The sequence below is a fragment of the Rhodobacter sp. SGA-6-6 genome (assembly GCF_011043545.1).
Taxonomy (GTDB): Bacteria; Pseudomonadota; Alphaproteobacteria; order Rhodobacterales; family Rhodobacteraceae; genus Pseudogemmobacter.
The window spans coordinates 239,558-258,576 of the sequence record NZ_JAAKGP010000003.1 but is presented as its reverse complement, the minus strand read 5'-3'; the positions used below and the strand labels follow the sequence as shown (position 1 = coordinate 258,576).

The 19,019-nt window shown below is 69.1% G+C and carries 16 protein-coding genes; 10 read left to right on the top strand and 6 right to left on the bottom strand.

The genetic code is table 11. The annotated features are described in order from the left end of the window. Nucleotide 1: 1 nt before the first annotated feature. The 3 genes from G5B31_RS07700 to G5B31_RS07690 all read left to right on the top strand — a co-directional run bounded on the left by G5B31_RS07700 (nucleotide 2) and on the right by G5B31_RS07690 (nucleotide 1,572). Entirely contained in the window at nucleotides 2-334 is a 333-nt protein-coding gene (locus G5B31_RS07700) for an RNA-binding S4 domain-containing protein (protein ID WP_165015593.1), read from the top strand. A gap of 77 nt (nucleotides 335-411) precedes the next feature. Next, nucleotides 412-750, top strand: coding sequence for a ferredoxin FdxA (gene fdxA / locus G5B31_RS07695; protein ID WP_165015590.1), 339 nt, complete (start codon nucleotides 412-414; stop codon nucleotides 748-750). 312 nt (nucleotides 751-1,062) lie between these two features. After that, nucleotides 1,063-1,572, top strand: a complete 510-nt coding sequence (locus G5B31_RS07690) for a CarD family transcriptional regulator (RefSeq protein WP_165015587.1) — start codon at nucleotides 1,063-1,065, stop codon at nucleotides 1,570-1,572. A gap of 148 nt (nucleotides 1,573-1,720) precedes the next feature. Here the strand turns inward: G5B31_RS07690 and G5B31_RS07685 are convergent, their stop codons facing one another. Continuing rightward, a complete protein-coding gene (locus tag G5B31_RS07685; protein WP_165015584.1) occupies nucleotides 1,721-2,326 on the bottom strand; it encodes a riboflavin synthase in 606 nt (201 codons plus the stop codon). A 452-nt stretch (nucleotides 2,327-2,778) separates the two neighbouring features. Between G5B31_RS07685 and G5B31_RS07680 the strand changes: the two genes are divergently transcribed. The 3 genes from G5B31_RS07680 to G5B31_RS07670 all read left to right on the top strand — a co-directional run bounded on the left by G5B31_RS07680 (nucleotide 2,779) and on the right by G5B31_RS07670 (nucleotide 7,381). After that, nucleotides 2,779-4,068 (top strand): capsule biosynthesis protein, encoded by a 1,290-nt coding sequence (locus G5B31_RS07680; RefSeq protein ID WP_165015581.1) that lies wholly within the window; start codon nucleotides 2,779-2,781, stop codon nucleotides 4,066-4,068. Between the two features lie 102 nt (nucleotides 4,069-4,170). Further along, nucleotides 4,171-5,313: a polysaccharide biosynthesis/export family protein gene (locus G5B31_RS07675; RefSeq protein WP_165016280.1), complete on the top strand. Its 1,143-nt coding sequence runs from the start codon at nucleotides 4,171-4,173 to the stop codon at nucleotides 5,311-5,313. A gap of 7 nt (nucleotides 5,314-5,320) precedes the next feature. Next, nucleotides 5,321-7,381 carry a capsular polysaccharide biosynthesis protein gene (locus tag G5B31_RS07670; protein WP_346763891.1) on the top strand — a complete coding sequence of 687 codons (2,061 nt, stop codon included), beginning with the start codon at nucleotides 5,321-5,323 and terminating at the stop codon, nucleotides 7,379-7,381. A gap of 73 nt (nucleotides 7,382-7,454) precedes the next feature. Here G5B31_RS07670 and G5B31_RS07665 read toward each other — a convergent pair whose 3' ends face one another. The 5 genes from G5B31_RS07665 to G5B31_RS07645 form a co-directional block, all read right to left on the bottom strand. After that, nucleotides 7,455-8,807 (bottom strand): MATE family efflux transporter, encoded by a 1,353-nt coding sequence (locus G5B31_RS07665; RefSeq protein WP_165015578.1) that lies wholly within the window; start codon nucleotides 8,805-8,807, stop codon nucleotides 7,455-7,457. 73 nt (nucleotides 8,808-8,880) lie between these two features. Then, nucleotides 8,881-9,789 carry a nickel/cobalt transporter gene (locus tag G5B31_RS07660; protein ID WP_165015575.1) on the bottom strand — a complete coding sequence of 303 codons (909 nt, stop codon included), beginning with the start codon at nucleotides 9,787-9,789 and terminating at the stop codon, nucleotides 8,881-8,883. After that, nucleotides 9,774-10,433 (bottom strand): DUF1007 family protein, encoded by a 660-nt coding sequence (locus G5B31_RS07655; RefSeq protein WP_165015573.1) that lies wholly within the window; start codon nucleotides 10,431-10,433, stop codon nucleotides 9,774-9,776. Before G5B31_RS07655 ends, G5B31_RS07660 begins: the two co-directional genes overlap by 16 nt. Before the next feature lie 308 nt (nucleotides 10,434-10,741). Further along, nucleotides 10,742-11,752: a polyphosphate kinase 2 gene (gene ppk2 / locus G5B31_RS07650; RefSeq protein WP_165015570.1), complete on the bottom strand. Its 1,011-nt coding sequence runs from the start codon at nucleotides 11,750-11,752 to the stop codon at nucleotides 10,742-10,744. 554 nt (nucleotides 11,753-12,306) lie between these two features. After that, on the bottom strand, nucleotides 12,307-14,061 hold the full coding sequence (locus G5B31_RS07645; protein ID WP_165015567.1) for a LuxR C-terminal-related transcriptional regulator: 1,755 nt from the start codon (nucleotides 14,059-14,061) through the stop codon (nucleotides 12,307-12,309). A gap of 118 nt (nucleotides 14,062-14,179) precedes the next feature. Between G5B31_RS07645 and G5B31_RS07640 the strand changes: the two genes are divergently transcribed. From G5B31_RS07640 to G5B31_RS07625, 4 genes are all read left to right on the top strand, one after another. Then, complete coding sequence (locus G5B31_RS07640; protein ID WP_165015564.1) at nucleotides 14,180-14,839, top strand: glutathione S-transferase family protein; 660 nt, start codon at nucleotides 14,180-14,182, stop codon at nucleotides 14,837-14,839. A 115-nt stretch (nucleotides 14,840-14,954) separates the two neighbouring features. Then, complete coding sequence (locus tag G5B31_RS07635; RefSeq protein ID WP_165015559.1) at nucleotides 14,955-15,974, top strand: LLM class flavin-dependent oxidoreductase; 1,020 nt, start codon at nucleotides 14,955-14,957, stop codon at nucleotides 15,972-15,974. A 199-nt stretch (nucleotides 15,975-16,173) separates the two neighbouring features. Next, nucleotides 16,174-18,141, top strand: a complete 1,968-nt coding sequence (gene parE / locus G5B31_RS07630; protein ID WP_165015556.1) for a DNA topoisomerase IV subunit B — start codon at nucleotides 16,174-16,176, stop codon at nucleotides 18,139-18,141. An 81-nt stretch (nucleotides 18,142-18,222) separates the two neighbouring features. Next, on the top strand, nucleotides 18,223-18,921 hold the full coding sequence (locus tag G5B31_RS07625) for a hypothetical protein (protein WP_165015554.1): 699 nt from the start codon (nucleotides 18,223-18,225) through the stop codon (nucleotides 18,919-18,921). Nucleotides 18,922-19,019: the final 98 nt, after the last annotated feature.

Genomic DNA, 19,019 nt, shown 5'->3' with positions numbered 1-19,019 from the left:
CTTGGCCGGGCCGGGCAGCAGGGACACGGGCGGCCAACCCGCCCCTGCCCCCCGCCTGCGGATCGACAAGTGGCTCTGGCAGGCGCGGTTCTTCAAGACCCGCAGCCTGGCGGCGGCGGTGGTGGAAGAGGGCCATGTCCGGGTGAACGGCCAGCCGGTCGCCCGCCCCTCGCGCGAGGTCGGCCCCAGCGACGTGCTGACCTTCCCGCAGGGAAGAAATATCCGGCTTATAAGAATTCTCGGAACGGGCGTCCGCCGCGGCCCGGCCTCGGAGGCGACGACGCTCTTTATTGACCTCGACGCGCCCGCTGCGGCACCGGGGCCGCTTGAATGATCCGCAGGGCTGGACTAGCTAGACCCTGAGCACCCGCCAAGCCAATCGGCTCACGCCATCCGCGCCGGAACCCGACCATGACCTATGTCGTCACCGACAACTGCATCGCCTGCAAATACACCGACTGCGTCGAGGTCTGCCCGGTCGACTGTTTCTACGAAGGCGAGAACACCCTGGTCATCCACCCGGACGAATGCATCGACTGCGGCGTCTGCGAACCGGAATGCCCCGCCGACGCCATCCGTCCCGACACCGAGCCGGACATGGAGGAATGGGTGGAGTTCAACCGCAAATATGCCCAGGTCTGGCCGGTGATCACCCAGAAGAAGGACCCGCTGCCGGGCTACGAGGAACGCGACGGCGAACCGAACAAGTTGCAGAAGTATTTCTCCGAGGCGCCCGGCACCGGCGACTGAGCCCGCCCCGCAGGGGGTGAGTCGCTGAACCTGTTCACGATTCGCAAACGCGGCGTCCGTTTTTCGTGACATTGGCGGATTTCCCTTGCGGATCAGGCGCCCCTGCGCCTTGCCTCGCCGCGCGTGCCCGTTGGAATCGGGCCGATTCTGTGTTATATGATCTTCACAGAAATCCACTGGAGACTTCCGCCTGCCTCAGAGCTGCTCGCCTGGGACAGGAAATTTCGTGACATGGCCGCCATCTGGCCGAAGGCATCGTCTTCGGCAGGGCGGCAGTTGTCGCGGTTGGCTCCGCCCCGAGGAAGAGACTGAATGACCAAGTCGAAGAAGCCCGAGTTCCGTCCCAACGAGTTCGTCGTCTATCCCGCCCATGGCGTCGGCAAGATCCTGTCCATCGAGGAACAGGAAATCGCCGGCTTCCGGCTGGAGTTGTTCGTCATCCATTTCGAGAAGGACAAGATGACCCTGCGGGTGCCCACCCACAAGGCGACCGAGATCGGGATGCGCCCGCTCTCGGCCCCCGACGTGGTGTCGAAGGCGCTGGACACGCTGAAGGGCAAGGCCAAGGTCAAGCGGCTGATGTGGTCGCGCCGGGCGCAGGAATACGAACAGAAGATCAACTCGGGCGACCTGATGGCCATCGCCGAGGTGGTCCGCGACCTGCACCGCACCGACGACCAGCGCGAGCAGTCCTATTCCGAGCGCCAGCTCTACGAGGCGGCGCTGGAACGGCTGACCCGCGAAGTGGCCGCCGTTGCCGGGCTGGAACCGCCCGCCGCGCAGAAGAAGGTGGACGACGTGCTGCTGAGCCGCGCCGCCTGAGGCTTGCGGATCAGGAATGCGGAAACGGCGGCCCTTCGGAGCCGCCGTTTTCGTTCCGGCAGGGCTCGTCCGGCGGCTTCGCCTTGTCCTCGCTGTCCTCGCTGTCCGCCCGCCCGCGACGAGCGCATGAAATGCGACGAGGAGCCGCCTATCCCCAGTCCCGCAGCCGCGCCACATAGCGGGCCATGGTGTCCACCTCCAGGTTGACCGCATCGCCCACGGCCACCTCGCCCCAGGTCGTCACCGCCTGGGTATGCGGGATCAGGTTGACGCCGAAGTCGCGGCCCTCGACCTCGTTCACCGTCAGCGAGGTGCCGTTCAGCGCCACCGAGCCCTTGGGCGCGATGAAACGGGCCAGGTCTTCCGGCGCGCGGAAGGTGACGCGCAGGGAGTCGCCCTCGCTGCGCAGCGCCACCACCTCGGCCACGCCGTCGACATGGCCGCTGACGATATGGCCGCCGAGTTCGTCCCCGACCTTCAGCGCGCGCTCCAGATTCAGCCGCCGCCCGGGCGCCCAGGAGTTGCGGCCGATGTTGGTCTTCTCCACCGTCTCGGCACTGATCTGCACGTCGAACCAGCCCTGCCCCGCCGCGGTGCCGCGGTCCACCACCGTCAGGCAGATGCCCTCGCAGGCGATGGAGGCGCCGATGTCGATGCCGCCCGGGTCGTAGGCGGTGCCGATCCGCACCCGCAGGTCGCCCTCCTGCCGCAGATCCAGAACCCGCCCCACGTCGGTCACGATACCGGTGAACATGGCCGCCTCTCCCGTCTTGTCCGGCTGAGACCTAAGCCTGTGGCAAGCGGCAAGGCAAGCCCTTGGGGCGACCAGCTTCCCTCAGGACCACCGCGTCGGGCGGGAACAGGCGAGGCATTGCCTCGCCCCGCCCGTGCGAAACTTATCACCCGGAAACGCTGACAGCCCGAGACCCCGAGAGGCCAGCGCCCGACCCGGCGGGCGAGAAGCGCCCGCCGAGGGCGGGGCGGGCGCTGGCCGGGCCTTGAGGGCCCGGCCGGTCCTGGTTGAAATGGCGCACTGTGGCGAAGGCACGCGCCTTCGCCAACACGGTCGGGGAAGACCCCGAGGGTATAGGCCACCCCATCGCCCCATTTCCGCCCTTCTCCGCAGTTAGGGATGTCGCACCCGCGAGGTTCCCCCTTCACAGAAGCGCGATCCGGGCCTATGGGCGGGGCAAGGGTGCGGTAACGATGCGGCTATCAGGCCAGGGCAGGACATTCCTCTTTCTCCAGGGCCCGCACGGCCCCTGGTTCGCGCGCCTTGCCGCCATGCTGCGGCGGTCGGGTGCCACCTGCTGGCGCGTCGGCTTCAACCGCGGCGACCGGGCGTTCTGGCCGGACGGCAGGTCCTACATCCCCTTCCGCGGCACGGCGCAGGACTGGCCCGCCACCTTCGCCGCCCTGCTGGACGAGAAATCCGTCACCGACCTGGTGCTCTACGGCGACACCCGCCCGATCCACGCCCGCGCGGTGGAGATCGCCCGCGCCCGCAACATCATCGTGCATGTGTTCGAGGAAGGTTATCTCCGCCCCTACTGGATCACCTACGAACGCGGCGGGGCGAACGGCCATTCCCGGCTGATGGACCTGACCGTCGCCGACATGCGCCGGGCGCTGGAGAAGGCCGACATGGACCTGCCCGACGCCCCCGCCCGCTGGGGCGACATGCGCCAGCATGTGTTCTGGGGCGCGCTCTACCACTGGTTCGTGATGACCGGCTTCTGGGACTACCGCAACTTCCGCCCCCACCGCGCCCTGACCGTGCGGCAGGAGTTCCGGCTCTACCTCAAGCGGCTGGCGCTGATGCCCTTCCACGCGCTGGAACGCCGGCTCGCCACCTGGCGCATCCGCTTCGGCGGCTTCCCTTACCACCTGGTCATCCTGCAACTGGCGCATGACGCCAGCTTCCGCGACCATTCCCCCTTCACCACCATGACCGAGTTCCTGACGCTGGTCACCGAGGGCTTCGCCAAGGGCGCGGCGCCGCATCACCACCTGGTGTTCAAGGCCCACCCGCTGGAAGACGGCCGCGTGGCGATGAAGCGCGAGATCTACCGGCTGGCCCGAGAACATGGCGTGGCCGAGCGGGTGCATTTCGTCCGCGGCGGCAAGCTAGCCGGTCTCTTGAACCAGGCGCGCAGCGCCGTCACGGTGAATTCCACCGCCGGGCAGCAGGTGCTGTGGCGGTCGCTGCCGCTGAAGGCCTTCGGCCGGGCGGTCTATTCCAAGCCGGAATTCGTCTCGCCGCAGCCGATCGAGCAGTTTTTCGCCCAAGCCACACGCCCCGACACCCGCGCCTACCGCGATTACCGCCACTACCTCTTGGAAACCAGCCAGGTGCCCGGCGGCTTCTACTCTTCGCGGGGGCGGCGCGAATTGCTACGACAGGTGGTAGACATGATGCTCTCCGCGCAGGACCCCTACGACGCGCTGGAAAGCGGCAACGCGGCACCTCGGCAACAGTTGCGCGTGGTGAACTGAGGCCGCAAAAACGCCGCGCTTTCATTTTCCCCGCGGATTCCCTATGCTTGCGGGCAAAACTTGAGGCAAATCCGAGAAGGAGCCCGAGCAGTGGACATCAGGATGACCCGGAGGGCCTCGGTCCTCGGCGCGCTTGCGTGCCTTACGACGGCCGCAGGCTGCGGTCTGCCGCGCCCCGGTCCGAACAAGAAGGAAATCTTCGCAGGCTCGGTGCTGAACGGCGGCGATGCCTTCGTCGTCACCGTAAACCCTCGCGTCACCCGGGCCACCGCGGTGCTGCCCTCCTTCGGCTTCTCCTCGGCCTTCAAGGGGGCCGGCGTCGTCGGCTCGGACACGCTGTCGCCCGGCGACACGCTGGCGATCACCATCTTCGAGAACGTCAAGGACGACCCGCTTCTCGGCAACACCGGCCAGCGCGTCAGCGCCCTGACCGAGGTGCAGGTCGACGGGCAGGGCTATATCTTCATCCCCTATGCCGGCAGGATCAGGGCGGCGGGCCAGACGCCCGACGGGCTGCGGCAGGCGATCACCCGCAAGCTGGACGCCCAGACCCCCGACCCGCAGGTCACCGTCAGCCGCCTGGCTGGCGACGGCTCCTCGGTCACCATCTCCGGCTCGGTCATGGCGCCCGGCGTCTACCCCATCGAGCGGCCGACGCGGACGCTCGCCGCCATGCTGGCCAAGGCCGGCGGCGTGGCGATCGAGCCCGCCGTCGCCATCGTCCGCGTCACCCGCGCCGGCAAGACCGGCAAGGTCTGGCTCAAGGACCTGTGGTCCAGCCCGGCGCTGGACATCGCGCTGCGCCCCGGCGACCAGATCGTGATCGAGCAGGACGAACGCCGCTTCACCGCACTCGGCGCCACCGGCAGCCAGGCGCTGGTGCCCTTCGAGTCGGAAACCCTCTCGGCCATCGAGGCCATCGCCACCGTGGGGGGCCTGCAGACCATGGCCGCCGACCCGACCGGCGTCTTCGTCTTCCGCAACGAGCCGGCGGAGATCGCCAATATCGTGCTCGGGCGCAACGACCTGCGCGGCGACCAGCGCATGGTCTATGTGCTGGACCTGACCCGGCCCAACGGCATGTTCGAGGCGCGCGACTTCCTGATCCGCGACGGCGACACCGTCTATGTGACCGAGGCGCCCTATGTCCAGTGGAACAAGACGCTCTCGGCGCTGACCGGGGCGACCGGGGCCACGGCCAACATCGCCTCCACCGCCGACACGCTGAACGGCAGCGGCAGCTGAGGCCCCCGTGGCCGTCGAACGCGATCCGAAGCCCGAGGCCGCCGTGGCGATCCCGCGGCGGCTTTTCCACCAGAACCTGTCCTTCCTGCGCGACCGCCGGCTGCGGCGCATCCTGGCGCTGATGGGCCACGAGCTGCGCTTCGGCCTTCCGGGGGCGGGCGACGGCGTGGCGGTCTGGGGTGCCAGCCCAACCGCCTGGCGGGGGGAGCGGCTGGCCGCCCGCCGCAGCCTGCCGCTGGTGCGGATCGAGGATGCCTTCCTGCGCAGCCTGCGCCTCGGGCGGGCAGGCGATCCGCCGCTCGGCCTGCTGGTCGACCCGCGCGGGGTGCATTTCGACCCCGCGGCGCCCTCGGCGCTGGAGCATATCCTCGCCACGGATCTGTTGGACAATTCCAATCTCCTTGCCCGCGCGAGGGAGGGATATGAGCGTATCCGTCAGCTGGACCTGTCCAAATACAACATCCACGCCCCGGAGTTGCCGCCCCCGCCGCCCGGATACGTGCTGGTGGTGGACCAGACCGCCGGCGATGCCTCGGTCCGCGCCTCGGGCGCGACGCAGGCCAGCTTCGACGAGATGCTGGCCCATGCGCGCGAGGCCCATCCCCATGCGCCGGTGGTGATCAAGACCCACCCCGAGACCGCGACCGGCCTGCGCCCCGGCCATCACGGCCCCCGCCATGCCGGGCCGGGCATCACCCTGCTGGCCGATCCCGTCTCCCCCTGGGCGCTGCTGGACGGGGCCATTGCGGTCTACACCATCTCCTCGCAACTGGGGTTCGAGGCGATCCTGGCCGGCCACCGCCCCCATGTCTGGGGCCAGCCCTTCTATGCCGGCTGGGGCCTGACCCATGACCGCACGCCGCCGCCGCGCCGCGGCCGGACCCTGACCCGCAACCAGCTTTTCGCCGCGGCGATGATCCTGGCGCCGGTCTGGTATGATCCCTGCCGCGACCGGCTGTGCAGCTTCGAGGAGGCGCTGGACCAGCTGGAGGCCGAGACCCGCGCCTTCCGGCAGGACCGCCGCGGCCATGTCGCCGCCGGGATGCGGGCCTGGAAGCGCAGCCGGTTGCAGGCGGTATTCGGGCACGAGAAGCCGCTGATCTTCAAAGACGACCCTGCCGCCGCCGCTGCCACCGCCGCGCGGTTGGACCGCCCCCTGCTGATCTGGGCCGGCAAGGAACCGGAGGGCTTCGCCGCCCCCTGCCTGCGGGTGGAGGACGGCTTCCTGCGCTCCCGCGGACTTGGCGCGGAACTGGTGCCGCCGCTGTCGCTGGTGACCGACGACCTCGGCATCTACTACGATCCCAGCCGCCCCTCGCGGCTGGAGAAACTGCTGCTCTCTCCCCTTCCCCCCGGCGGCCGCGCCCGGGCCGAGCGGCTGCTGGAAGCGCTCCGCGCCGCGCAGTTGACCAAATACAACCTCGGCGGCGGCGCCCCCGCCCTGCCGGAGGGCCGCCGCATCCTCGTCCCCGGCCAGGTGGAGGACGACGCCTCGATCCTGAAGGGCGGCGGCGAGGTGCGCACGAACCTGGGCCTGCTGCGCGCAGCCTGGGAGGCCAACCCGGAGGCGGTGATCCTCTACAAGCCGCATCCCGATGTGGAGGCCGGCCTGCGCCCCGGCGCGATCCCGGAGGCGGAGGCGCTGGACTATGCCGACATGATCCTTCCCCGCACCGACATCGCCGCGTTGCTGCCGCAGGTGGACGAGGTCTGGACCATGACCTCGCTCACCGGCTTCGAGGCGCTGCTCCGCGGCAAGAAGGTGACGACCCTCGGCGCGCCCTTCTATGCCGGCTGGGGGCTGACCACCGACCTCGGCCCGGTCCCCCGCCGCCGGCTGCGGCGCGAGGACGGCAGCCTGCAGCCGCGGCCCGACCTGCTCCACCTGGTCCATGCCGCGCTGATCGCCTATCCGCGCTACTGGGACCCGGTGAGCCGCCGCCCCTGCCCGCCCGAAGTGGCGCTGGAGCGGCTGGCGACGGGCGACATCCCCCATTCGGGCGCGTGGAACCGGCTGGTCGCCAAGCTGCAGGGCCGTTTCGCCAGCCATGCAAACCTCTGGCGCTGACCCCCGTTTCATCTGTCCATAAATATCCCGGGGTCCGGGGCAGCGCCCCGGGGGCCGGCCACAGGCGCAACGGCTACCCCTTCGGGGCCAGCGCCCAGAACCGCAGCATCAGGCTGGCCCCCGCCGCGATCAGCCCGATCACCAGCCCCAGCCAGAGCCCGACGCCGCCATGGCCCAGCGGGAAGGCCAGCACATAGCTGGCCGGCACACCGATCATCCAGTAGCTGACCGCCGCCAGCGCCATCGGCACCTTGGTGTCCTGCAACCCGCGCAGCAGGCCGAGCGCCATCACCTGCATCGCATCGGCCAGCTGGAACAGCGCCGCCAGCGCCAGCAGCGTCACTCCGAAGGCCAGGATCGCGCCGCTTTCCGGCTTGGTTTCGTCGAGGAAGAGGCCGATGATGAACTCGGGCCAGCTCAGGAACAGGCCGATCACCACGACCGCGACCGCCACCGACAGCACGACCGACACCGCCGCCGCCCGCCGCAGAGCCCGCACCTCGCCGGTGCCGAGGAAGCTGGCGACCCGGATCGTCGCCGCGCTGGACAAGCCGACATGCAGCATGAAGGCCAGCGCCGCGGCCTCCAGCGCGATGCCATGCGCCGCCAGCTCGGCGGTGCCGACCCAGCCCATCATCAGGGCGCTGGCGTGGAAGAGGCCGCCCTCGGCCACCGAGGTCAGCCCGATCGGCCAGCCCAGCCGCTGCACCTGGCCGAAGGCCGCCCAGTCCGGCCGCCAGAAGCGCTGGAACAGGTGGAATCGGCGCAGCGCCGGCAACCAGGCGGCATAGGCCCAGAGCGCCAGCAGCGAGGCCACCTGCACGGTCAGCGAGGCCAGCGCCGCACCGCGCGCGCCCAGTTCCGGCGCGCCCCAGTTGCCGAAGATCAGCGCCCAGGCCAGCGCCGCGTTCAGCCCCACCGCCGCCAGCGTGACCCACATCACCGCCTGGGTCCGGCCCAGCGCCGCCAGATAGCTTTGCAGCACCGCGACGCAAAGCGCCGGCACCATGCCGAGGCCGGCGATGCGCAGGAAGCCCTCGGCGATCTCCACCACCTCCGGCCTTTGCCCCAGCGCGTCCAGGATCGGGCCGGACCACCAGAACAGCGGATAGACCGCCAGCCCGTAGAGGATCGACAGCCAGAGCCCCATCCGCGTGTCGCGCCGCACCTGGGTCTCGTCGCCCCGCGCCAGCGCGCCGGCAACCATCGGCATCACCGCCTTGGAGAAGCCCGCGCCCAGCACCCAGACGATGAAGAAGCTGGCCGAGCCCAGCACCACCGCCGCCAGCGGCACCATGCCATACCAGCCCATCATCACCGTATCGACCACATGCAGCGCCATCTGCGCCAGATGCGAGCCGATCAGCGGCAGCCCCAGCACGAGCGTGGCCCGTGCATGGGCGGAATAGGTCAGGTTGCGGGTCATCGCGCCGGTATGCCGGGGCATTTTTGCCGGGGCAAGGGGCGAAATCCGCCGCAGCGCAGCGTGTGGCAGCGGCTCAGAGTGCGCGGCCCGCCAGCACCAGCCCGGCCGCCAGGATCACCGCGCCGAACAGCGCCTCGGCCAGCGGCAGGGCGCGGGCCAGCGCGCCGCCGGAGAGGCGCCGGACCGCGCCTTCCCGCGCCCAGGCCGCCAGTGCGGCCACCGCCATGGTGACCAGCGCCACGCCCAGGCCCATGGCGAAGGCCCCGGCCACGCCGGCGGCGCCGATGCCCAGCTGCCAGGTCAGGATCAGCAGGAACAGCGCGCCGGAACAGGGGCGCAGCGCGATCCCGGCCACCAGCAGCGCGGCATCGCGCCAGCCGGTCAGCCGCTCCACCTGTTCGACGGTCGGCCCGTGGGCATGGCCGCAGCCGCAGTCGGGGCCATGGTCGTGGTGGGGATGATGGTGGTCATAGTCGCGCTCCTGCGCCTGCCGCCGCAGCAGTCCGGCAAGGCCGCGCGCCAGCAGCCAGAGGCCAAGGCCGGCGATCATCAGGTTGCCGATCAGGGGCACCATCCCCTCGGCCAGTCCGGTCGCCGCCTGCCGGGTCAGGCCCAGAAGGGCCACCAAACCGTAGACCAGCGCCACCGCCACCGCCGCCTGCGCCAGCGAGGAGACCAGCGCCAGCGCCGACAGCCGCAGCACCGGCACCCGCCGCGCCAGCCCGTAGGCGCCGATCAGCGCCTTGCCGTGGCCCGGCCCCACCGCATGGAGAACGCCATAGCCGAAGCTGACGGCCAGAAGCCCCGCCACCGCCCCCGGCTCGCCGGAGCGGATCGCCCGCACCGCGCCGGCCAGCGCATCCTGCGTCTCGCGCTGCGCCGCCGCCGCGGCCCGCAGGATGCCGTCGAAGCCGCCCGCCAGCCAGAGAAGGCCCAGCAGGACGGCCACCGGCAGGCCGGCGAGGATCAGGGCGCGGCGCATGTCACCCGCACCTCCTCGGCGAAATTCTTGCCCACGGCGGGGAAATCCGCCTCCAGGTCCTGGTCCGGCGCATATTCCAGCAGCGCATCCTTCAGCGCCTGGTCCGCGGCATCGGGGTCTGGCCCCCAGACCTCGGCCCGGCAGGCGCCGGTGCCGCCGGTGATCACCGGGTCGAAGGGGATGAAATAGGCGGTGTAATAGCCCGGGTCGTAGACCTGCACGATGAATGTATCGGGGCCGATCTCCACCGGCGCCAGCAGGTGGCGCAAGTGGGTGGTGCGGATGTTCCTGCCGTCCCAATCCGCCGTCGGCTCCTCCGGCGGGCCGAGCGTCAGCTCGCGGCCCTCGATCAGCGCGTAGCTGTCGCCGGGGTAGCCCTCCATCCACTCCATGTCGAAGCCCTTCAGCCCCGCCGCTTCTTCCGGCGACAGGGCGCCGTCGGCGTCGGTGTCCAGCTCGCGGTCGGCGATGACCATCAGCGAGAACAGCTCGTCATAGACCCAGCCGATCCTGACCGCCGTCACCCGGTCCTGGTCGTCGAGGAGGATTTCGACCGAGGTGTCGATAAAGACATGCGGATGCGCGAGGGCCGGGCCGCCCGCCCCCGCCACGACCGCCCAGACCAGTGCCGCCCCTGCCCGCATGACCGCTCCCTTTCGCGGCGGCAGGCTAGAGCGGATCGGCGGTCCCCGCAACCGAGGGCGAGGTCACCCCGGGCTCCGCCGTCCTCCCCGGGCGGAGAAAGGCGAGGCATTGCCTCGCCCCCGCCCGTGCGCATCGCATCAACCGGAGACCTGTCGGCACGAGACCCGGAGAGGCCAGCGCCCGCCCGGGCGGGCGAGAAGCGCCCGCCGAGGGGCGGGCGGGCGCTGGCCGGGACTTATGGTCCCGGCCGGTCCCGGTTGAACCGTTCCGCCGTGGCGAAGGCGATGGCCTTCGCCAAGGAAGCCGGTCAACTCCCCTTCACCGAAGGATGCCGCGCCGCCTCCAGGATATGGCCGTTGCCGCCCAGCACCTGGCTGGCCCGGCCGACGATCAGCGGGTCCGGCGCGCCGACCACCGCGTGGTCCTTGTTGGGATAGTCCAGCGAGGCCAGGAAATGCCGCATGCAGTTCAGCCGCGCCCGTTTCTTGTCGTTCGACTTGACGATGGTCCAGGGCGCGTCGGCGGTATCGGTGTAGAAGAACATCGCCTCCTTCGCCTCGGTATAGTCGTCCCACTTGTCCAAGGACGCCTTGTCGATCGGCGACAGCTTCCACATCTTCAGCGGATCGGTCTCGCGGGCGAGGAAGCGGCGGCGCTGCTCCTCGCGGGTGACCGAGAACCAGTATTTGTAAAGCCGGATGCCGGAGCGGACCAGCATCCGCTCGAACTCCGGCGCCTGGCGCATGAATTCCAGGTATTCCGCCGGGGTGCAGAAGCCCATCACCCGCTCCACCCCGGCGCGGTTATACCAGCTGCGGTCGAAGAAGACGATCTCGCCCGCCGTGGGCAGATGGGCGATGTAGCGCTGGAAGAACCATTGCCCCTTCTCCACCTCCGAGGGCTTGGTCAGCGCGCAGACCCGGGCGTAGCGGGGGTTCAGATGCTCCATGAAGCGCTTGATGGTGCCGCCCTTGCCGGCGGCGTCGCGGCCCTCCATCAGCACGACGAACTTCTGCCCGGTCTCCTGCGCCCAGATCTGCACCTTCAGGAGTTCCGCCTGCAGCCGGGCCTTCTCGGCCTCGTAGGGGGCGCGGCCCATCGGGCGGGCATAGGGATAGCGGCCGGATTCGAAGACCTCGCGGATGGCGTCGCTGTCGACGGCGGGGAATCGCTGCGGCCCGGTCAGCCCCTCGCCGGCGCCGCCGGAGGAATCGGCCGGGGCCGCGGGCGCCCGGCGGCGGCGGACAGGTGCGGCGGGCGCGGCGATGGCTGCGGCGGTTTCGGGCAGGACGGTTCCCTGCGGCGACTGATCTTCCATGCGGACTCTCCCCTGTCGGACTGGACAGGGGAAATCCTATATCCCCGGCGGCTGAATTGCATTGATCCCGGTCAAGATTCCCGCCGATTCCGCGGGTCTTCCGGTGGCCTGGCGGAGAATGAGGCGCGGGACGGCAGCTGGTCTAAGGCTGCCGTCCCGCCAAGGGGAAAAGGTTCCGTTCCAAAAGGCTGCGTCGCAAATGCCACCACGACTGAGGCTTTCTTAACCGCCCCGCGCCGCCCGCGCATACCCCGTTTGCGGTAAGGCGGCAAAGAAAGTGACCTTGGGTAAGGAATCCCTGCCGGGGATGTGGGATGGGGCGGGCGGGAACAGGCGAGGCACTGCCTCGCCCCGCCCGTGCGCGGCGGCTGTCCCGGGAGACAGTGGTGGCACGAAACCCGAGAGGCCAGCGCCCGACCCGGCGGGCGAGAAGCGCCCGCCGGGGGCGGGGCGGGCGCTGGCCGGGCCATTGAGGCCCGGCCGGTCCAGGCTGAACCGTTGCGTGATGGCGAAGGCACGCGCCTTCGCCAAGCCGAAGGCTGGCGGAAGCGTCCCTACCCCAGCCGCGCCGCCATCGCCTCCACCTCGTCCAGCACCAGCGGCCATTCCTTGAAGAACAGCATCTGCCCGGTCTCCGGAACGAAGCGCACTTCCAGATGCGGGAAATCCTCCATCAGCTCGCGGATCGACTGCGCCGGCGTCTGCGGGTCCTGGTCGCCCTGCAGCAGCAGGACCGGCACCTTGCACTCCCGCACCACCGCCGACCAGTCCTTCTCCGAGCCGATGCATTCCCGGGTGAAGGCCTCGTGCGCGCTCCACTGCCGGGTCAGGCAGACGTCCGAGCCGGTGAGGATCGCCTCGCGCACCTCGGGCCGGGCGAAGGCTTCCATGTCCGCCGGGCTGCCGCCGTTGACCTGGGCGAAGAACATGTCCTTTCCCAGCCGCCGCGCCAGCGAGAAGCCTGCCTGCACCAGGAAAGGCAGCACCTTCGGCGCATAGCGGGCATTGGCGAGGATGAAGCGCTGCCACTTGTCCATCCGCTCGTATTGCGCCGCGGTCCGCAGGGGCAGCTGGCAGGCGGCGCCGACGATCCCGGCCACCAGGTCGGGCCGCCGGTTCGCCAGGTTCATCGCAAAGCGCAGGTCGGCCCCCAGCGGCAGCGCGATGGCGTCCTGCACCGCCAGATGGTCCAGCACCGCGATGTAGTCCTGGGTCACGGCGCCCAGATGGTCCGCCGCCCGCAGATGCAGGTCGGTGGTGCCATAGCCCGCGCGGATCGGCACGATCACCCGCAGCTTGCGCGCCGCCGCGTGCCGCTCGGCCGAGGCCGGCCAGCGGATCAGCCCGTAATCCAGGTGCATGTAGACCACCGGCTGGCCCTTGGGATCGCCGAACTCGATCCAGGTCAGCCGCCGCCCGTCGGCCAGCCACAGCTCGCGCACCTCGCGCGGCTCCAGCGCGCCGCCGATCGGGACCGAGCGGCCGGTGCCGCCGGCCGGGATCAGCGCCAGGTCCATCAGCCCGATCACCACCCGCACCAGCTCGCTCTGGCTGTGGGTCTCGGTCTTCTGCAGGATCGAGCGCAGCTGGGTCCGCACCGTCTCGGCCGACCGCCCCCGCGCCTCGGCGATGTCCTTGACCGGCAGGCCGAGCGTGATGCCGCGCACGATCTCCACCTCGGCGGGGGTCAGGCCGAAGGCCTCCTGCACCGTGGTTTCGAAGCCCTCGGGCCAGACCAGTTCCGTCGACAGCACCAGGGCCAGCGGCGGCTGGCCCGGGTCCGATTCCACCCGGCCGACCCGCACGATCACCGGACTGCCGGTGACGGTGGACCGGATGCGCAAAGTCACCACCTTCTCGGCCCGGCCGCCCGCCACCTTGCGGATGACGCCCGCCAGCAGGCTGCGATCCTCGGCCTCGAAGGGCAGCGCGGCGAAGGGGCCGCCGGCGCGGATGCCGAAGGCCACCGCCGCCGGCCGGTTGCAATCGGCGATCAGCGCGCCGCCGTCCGACAGGAAGGCGGCCGAGCGCGGGATGTCCTCCAGCACCGAGCGATAGGCGTTGTCGGGGATGGCGTCGTAGCGGCCCAGGAACACCGTGGCGCGCTGCATGTGCGCCTCGATCTCCGGGTCCTCCAGCGGGATCGCCCGGCCCTGCCGCAGCGGCGCGGCGCGGCCCTCCCAGACCTCCAGCAGATGCTCCAGCTTGATCGGGTCCAGCGCCACGTCGTAAAGCCGGTCGACGATCTCGGCCCTCTGGTCCCGATCGGCAAGCGAGGCTGTCTGCGGCGGGCGGGGATCGCTGGTCATGGGGCATATTACCGCACCCCCCCGGGGGGGCGGCAAGCGGATTTGCCGCATCGGCCATGGACCTTTCCCCGCACTTGCGCGAAAGCTGCGCTGCTGGCTGCATCTGCGGAGAAAACCGATGCTCACCCTCTACGGCGTCTACCGTTCGCGCGCCTCGCGCCCGCTCTGGCTTCTGGCCGAATGCGGCGCGCCCTTCGCCCATGTCCCGGTGATCCAGGCCTACCGGCTGAAGGACGACGGCGCCCGGGCCGGGGTGCTGAACACCGCCTCGGCCGAATTCCTGGCGATCAACCCGATGGGCCAGATCCCGGCGCTGACCGACGACGGCCTGCTGCTGACCGAATCGCTGGCGATCACCTCCCACATCGCCCGCCGCTACGGCGGCGACCTCGGCCCGCAGGACCCCGCCAAGCAGGCGCTGATGGAGCAGTGGTCGCTCTTCGCCGCAACGGGGATCGAGACCCCGGCGCTGGAGATCATGGCGGCGCTGCAATCGGGCGGCATGGACTCGCCCGAGGGGCAGGCGGCGCTGGCGGTCTCGGCCGAGAAGCTGCGCCGGCCGCTGCGGCGGATGCAGGGCCATCTGGAGACCCACGACTGGCTGGTCGGCGACCGCTTCACCGTGGCCGACATCAACACCGCCGAATGCCTGCGCTATGCCCAGGGCCATCCCACGCTGCTGGAGGAATTCCCGCAGGTGAAGGGCTGGCTCGCCCGCTGCCAGTCCCGCCCCGCCTTCCAGGAGATGTGGGCGGCGCGGATGGCCGAGCCCGAATAGGGCCTCGGCCAGAGCACAGTCGCTGTGCGCGGCGGCGCCCTGCCGCGCACTGGCGCAACGGCCGCCTTCGCCCTACTTCCCCGTCAACGCGAATTGATCCGGGAAAGGCCCCGCCATGAAGAAGATCGGTTTCCTCTCCTTCGGCCATTGGTCCGACGAGCGCGGCTCCGCCGTCCGCTCGGCCGCCGATGTGCTGACCCAATCCATCGAACTGGCCGAGGCGGCCGAGGAACTGGGGGCCGACGGCGCCTATTTCCGCGTCCACCATTTCGCCCGCCAGCTGGCCTCGCCCTTTCCGCTGCTGGCCGCCGTCGGCGCGCGGACGAAGCGGATCGAGATCGGCACCGGCGTCATCGACATGCGCTACGAGAACCCGTTCTACATGATCGAGGATGCCGGGTCGGCCGACCTGATCGCCGGCGGACGGCTGCAACTCGGCATCTCGCGCGGCTCGCCCGAGCAGGTGATCGACGGCTGGCGCCACTTCGGCTATGCGCCCGCGGAGGGCGAGACCGATCAGGACATGGCCCGCGACCATGCGCTGACCTTCCTGCGCCTGCTGGAGGGCAAGGGCTTCGCCCAGCCCAACCCACGGCCGATGTTCCCCAATCCGCCGGGCCTGCTGCGGCTGGAGCCGCATTCACCGGGCTTGCGCAGCCGCATCTGGTGGGGCGCGGCCTCCGACGCCACCGCGGAATGGGCCGGCACTTTGGGGATGCACCTGCAGACCTCGACCCTGAAATGGGACGAGAGCGGCGAACCGCTGCACCTGCAACAGGCCCGCCAGATCCGCAAGTTCCGCGAGGCCTGGAAGGCCGCCGGGCATGAAGGCACGCCGCGCGCCTCGGTCAGCCGGTCGATCTTCGCCCTGACCAGCGACCTCGACCGCCGGTATTTCGGCGGCGGCCGGCCGGAGCAGGACCAGATCGGCGTGATCGACGACACCCGCGCCGTCTTCGGCCGCAGCTACGCCGCCGAGCCCGACCGGCTGATCGAGGAGTTGCGCAAGGACGAGGCCATCGCCGAGGCCGACACCCTGCTCCTGACGGTGCCGAACATGCTGGGCGTCGACTACAACGCCCATGTGATCGAAAGCATCCTGAAGCACGTCGCCCCGGCGCTCGGCTGGCGCTGACTTTCGGCCGGCACACCTCGGGCCGGCCGCGACCTCCGGCGGGAGTATTTCCGTCAAGAGGAAGATCATGCCGCTTCCTCTTGATCCAAATACTCCCGCCGGAGGCTTCTCCGCTAGCCCAAGGGCGCGACACCCCACATCTTGCGCCCCTCCCCCCGGAAATGGTCTAATGGCTGCAAGCACCAAAGCAGAGCAGCGCATGTCCCCCACAGATTCCGGCGACCTCCTCGCCTCGGCCGTCTCCACCTATGACGCCTCGTCCATCGAGGTGCTGGAACCGCTGGAGGCGGTGCGCCTGCGCCCCGGCATGTATATCGGCGGCATCGACGAACGCGCCTACCACCACCTGGCCGCCGAGATCCTCGACAACGCCATGGACGAGGCCGTCGCCGGCCACGCCAACCGCATCGAGGTGGAGCTTCACGCCGACGGCAGCCTGACCATCCGCGACAACGGCCGCGGCATTCCGGTCGATCCGCATCCGAAATTCCCCGACAAGTCGGCGCTGGAGGTGATCCTCTGCACCCTGCACTCCGGCGGCAAGTTCAACGGCAAGGCCTACGAGACCAGCGGAGGGTTGCACGGCGTCGGCTCCTCGGTGGTCAACGCGCTGTCCGACCACCTGCGGGTCGAGGTGGCGAAGAACCGCGAGTTGTTCGCGCAGGAGTTCTCGCGCGGCAAACCGCTGGGCGGGTTGCAGAAACTGGGCGCCACCGCCAACCGCCGCGGCACCTTCGTCACCTTCCATCCCGATCCGCAGATCTTCGGCCAGCAGGCGTTCAAGCCGCACCGGCTGCTGAAGATGGCGCGGTCGAAGGCCTATATCTTCTCGGGCGTGGAAATCCGCTGGAAATCCGCCATCCCCGACGGCGACACGCCGATGGAGGCCACCTTCCACTTCCCCGGCGGGTTGTCGGACTACCTCTCCGACCAGCTGGAGAAGGTGACGACCTACGCCGACCGCCCCTTCGCCGGCAAGGTCTCCTTCCAGGAGAAGTTCGGCGTCCCCGGCTCGGTCGAATGGGCGATCAACTGGACGCCGGCCCGCGACGGCTTCATCTCCAGCTACACCAACACCGTGCCGACGCCCGAGGGCGGCACCCATGAGACCGGGTTCTGGGCCGCGATCCTGAAGGGCATCCGCGCCTATGGCGAGCGGGTGAAGAACCGCAAGGCCGAAGCCATCACCCGCGAGGACATGCTGACCGGGGGCTGCGCGCTGATCTCCGTCTTCATCCGCGAGCCGCAGTTCGTCGGCCAGACCAAGGACCGGCTGGCGACGGAAGAGGCGGCGAAATGGGTCGAGAACGCCGTCCGCGACCATTTCGACACCTGGCTGGCCGCCGACCCGAAATCCGCCGGCGCCATCCTCGACTTCCTGGTGCTGCGGGCCGAGGAACGCCTGCGCCGCCGGCAGGAGAAGGAGACGCAAAGGAAGACCGCCACCAAGAAGCTGCGCCTGCCCGGCAAGCTGGTGGATTGCTCGGCCACCGACCGTTCGGGCACCGAGATCTTCATCGTCGAAGGCGATTCCGCCGGCGGCAGCGCCAAGGGCGCGCGGGACCGGACCTACCAGGCGTTGCTGCCCTTGAAGGGCAAGATCCTCAACGTCCTCGGCGCCGCCTCGTCGAAGCTGAACGACAACTCCGAGATCCGCGACATCTGCGAGGCCTTGGGCGTCGGCATGGGCACGAAGTTCCGGCTGGACGACCTGCGCTACGACAAGATCATCATCATGACCGACGCCGACGTGGACGGCGCCCATATCGCCAGCCTGCTGATGACCTTCTTCTTCACCCAGATGCGGCCGCTGATCGACAAGGGCCACCTCTACCTGGCCTGCCCGCCTCTGTATCGCCTGACCCAGGGCCCGAAGCGGATGTATGTCGCCGACGACGCCGAGAAGGAGGAATGGCTGGCCAAGGGGTTGGGCGGCAAGGGCAAGATCGACGTGCAGCGCTTCAAGGGCCTGGGCGAGATGGACGCCAAGGACCTGAAGGACACCACGATGAACCCCGAGACCCGCAAGCTGATCCGGGTCAGCATCGACGACGAGGAAGGCGGCGAGACCGGCGACCTGGTGGAACGCCTGATGGGCAAGAAGCCGGAACTGCGGTTCCAGTATATCCAGGAGAATGCTAGGTTCGTGGAGGAGCTGGATGTGTGAGCAAGATTTTCGTGCTACTCGTTGACTGTATTCGGTAACGCACCATTCTTTGTTTGAACTTGGCAACGGGATGAAGATGCTATGAACAGAGATCGATTTCTTTCGCCGCTGGCGTTGTTCGCAGTCTTTGCACTTTCCGGTCCTGCAAGCGCGGGTGTTTGTGACTATCGGCTAAGCGACTTGGTGCGCTCTGGCTCGTCAGCGACTGACAAGTCGATTGCTGCGGCAGAGGGCGCGGTCGTGGCCGCCGGGGCGGCAGGTTTGGCATTCAAAGCTGCGGGTCTCTATACGATAGTAAATCCAATGACAGGGGCTATAATGATTGGCTCGACAGCTGCGGGGGGGTCCGCAGCCGGAACGGTAGGCATCATAGCTGGCACTTCTGGCGTATTGGGCACGATCGGAGCAATTGTTACAGCTCCAGCAACGATCACTGCGGCTGCGGTGACTGCGGTCGCCGGGGTAGCATTCGAAGGCGGCTGCTACTTTATGGACGACCGCATCACAGACCGGAGCGAGGTCTTCGCCATTCTCAAGGACGTCGAGAAGCATCAAGATCCGCAATACTTCAAACTCGGAGCAGTCACGGTTGACCCATCTTGGTATGAACCTTGGGCGAGTCCCGCTTACTCAACTGCTCTTTATCTCTGGAACCCCGCAGATCAACAAATGGACACTTTTCTGCTCGATGACCTATATATAGTGAACGGTATGCTGATGCATAGAGATTTTGGCCTGAATACCGAACTCGGGGAGATCACAGCGACGAAGTTTCAATAGGCAAGTTGCTGAGCGGCTGCAGGCTTGAGAAGTGGCCTCCTCTTCACTTTGGCGCAAATATCCTGCGAGAATGTAGAGGCGCAAAGCCCCCACCAACG

What these genes read in the sequence shown, in the direction of transcription:
- G5B31_RS07635 (WP_165015559.1), top strand. Translation starts at nt 14,955, where the DNA reads ATGAAGAAGATCGGTTTCCTCTCCTTCGGCCATTGGTCCGACGAGCGC.
- fdxA (WP_165015590.1), top strand. Translation starts at nt 412, where the DNA reads ATGACCTATGTCGTCACCGACAACTGCATCGCCTGCAAATACACCGAC.
- G5B31_RS07685 (WP_165015584.1), bottom strand. Translation starts at nt 2,326, where the DNA reads ATGTTCACCGGTATCGTGACCGACGTGGGGCGGGTTCTGGATCTGCGG.
- G5B31_RS07680 (WP_165015581.1), top strand. Translation starts at nt 2,779, where the DNA reads ATGCGGCTATCAGGCCAGGGCAGGACATTCCTCTTTCTCCAGGGCCCG.
- G5B31_RS07675 (WP_165016280.1), top strand. Translation starts at nt 4,171, where the DNA reads ATGACCCGGAGGGCCTCGGTCCTCGGCGCGCTTGCGTGCCTTACGACG.
- G5B31_RS07690 (WP_165015587.1), top strand. Translation starts at nt 1,063, where the DNA reads ATGACCAAGTCGAAGAAGCCCGAGTTCCGTCCCAACGAGTTCGTCGTC.
- G5B31_RS07655 (WP_165015573.1), bottom strand. Translation starts at nt 10,433, where the DNA reads ATGCGGGCAGGGGCGGCACTGGTCTGGGCGGTCGTGGCGGGGGCGGGC.
- G5B31_RS07665 (WP_165015578.1), bottom strand. Translation starts at nt 8,807, where the DNA reads ATGACCCGCAACCTGACCTATTCCGCCCATGCACGGGCCACGCTCGTG.
- parE (WP_165015556.1), top strand. Translation starts at nt 16,174, where the DNA reads ATGTCCCCCACAGATTCCGGCGACCTCCTCGCCTCGGCCGTCTCCACC.
- G5B31_RS07640 (WP_165015564.1), top strand. Translation starts at nt 14,180, where the DNA reads ATGCTCACCCTCTACGGCGTCTACCGTTCGCGCGCCTCGCGCCCGCTC.
- G5B31_RS07660 (WP_165015575.1), bottom strand. Translation starts at nt 9,789, where the DNA reads ATGCGCCGCGCCCTGATCCTCGCCGGCCTGCCGGTGGCCGTCCTGCTG.
- G5B31_RS07625 (WP_165015554.1), top strand. Translation starts at nt 18,223, where the DNA reads ATGAACAGAGATCGATTTCTTTCGCCGCTGGCGTTGTTCGCAGTCTTT.
- ppk2 (WP_165015570.1), bottom strand. Translation starts at nt 11,752, where the DNA reads ATGGAAGATCAGTCGCCGCAGGGAACCGTCCTGCCCGAAACCGCCGCA.
- G5B31_RS07645 (WP_165015567.1), bottom strand. Translation starts at nt 14,061, where the DNA reads ATGACCAGCGATCCCCGCCCGCCGCAGACAGCCTCGCTTGCCGATCGG.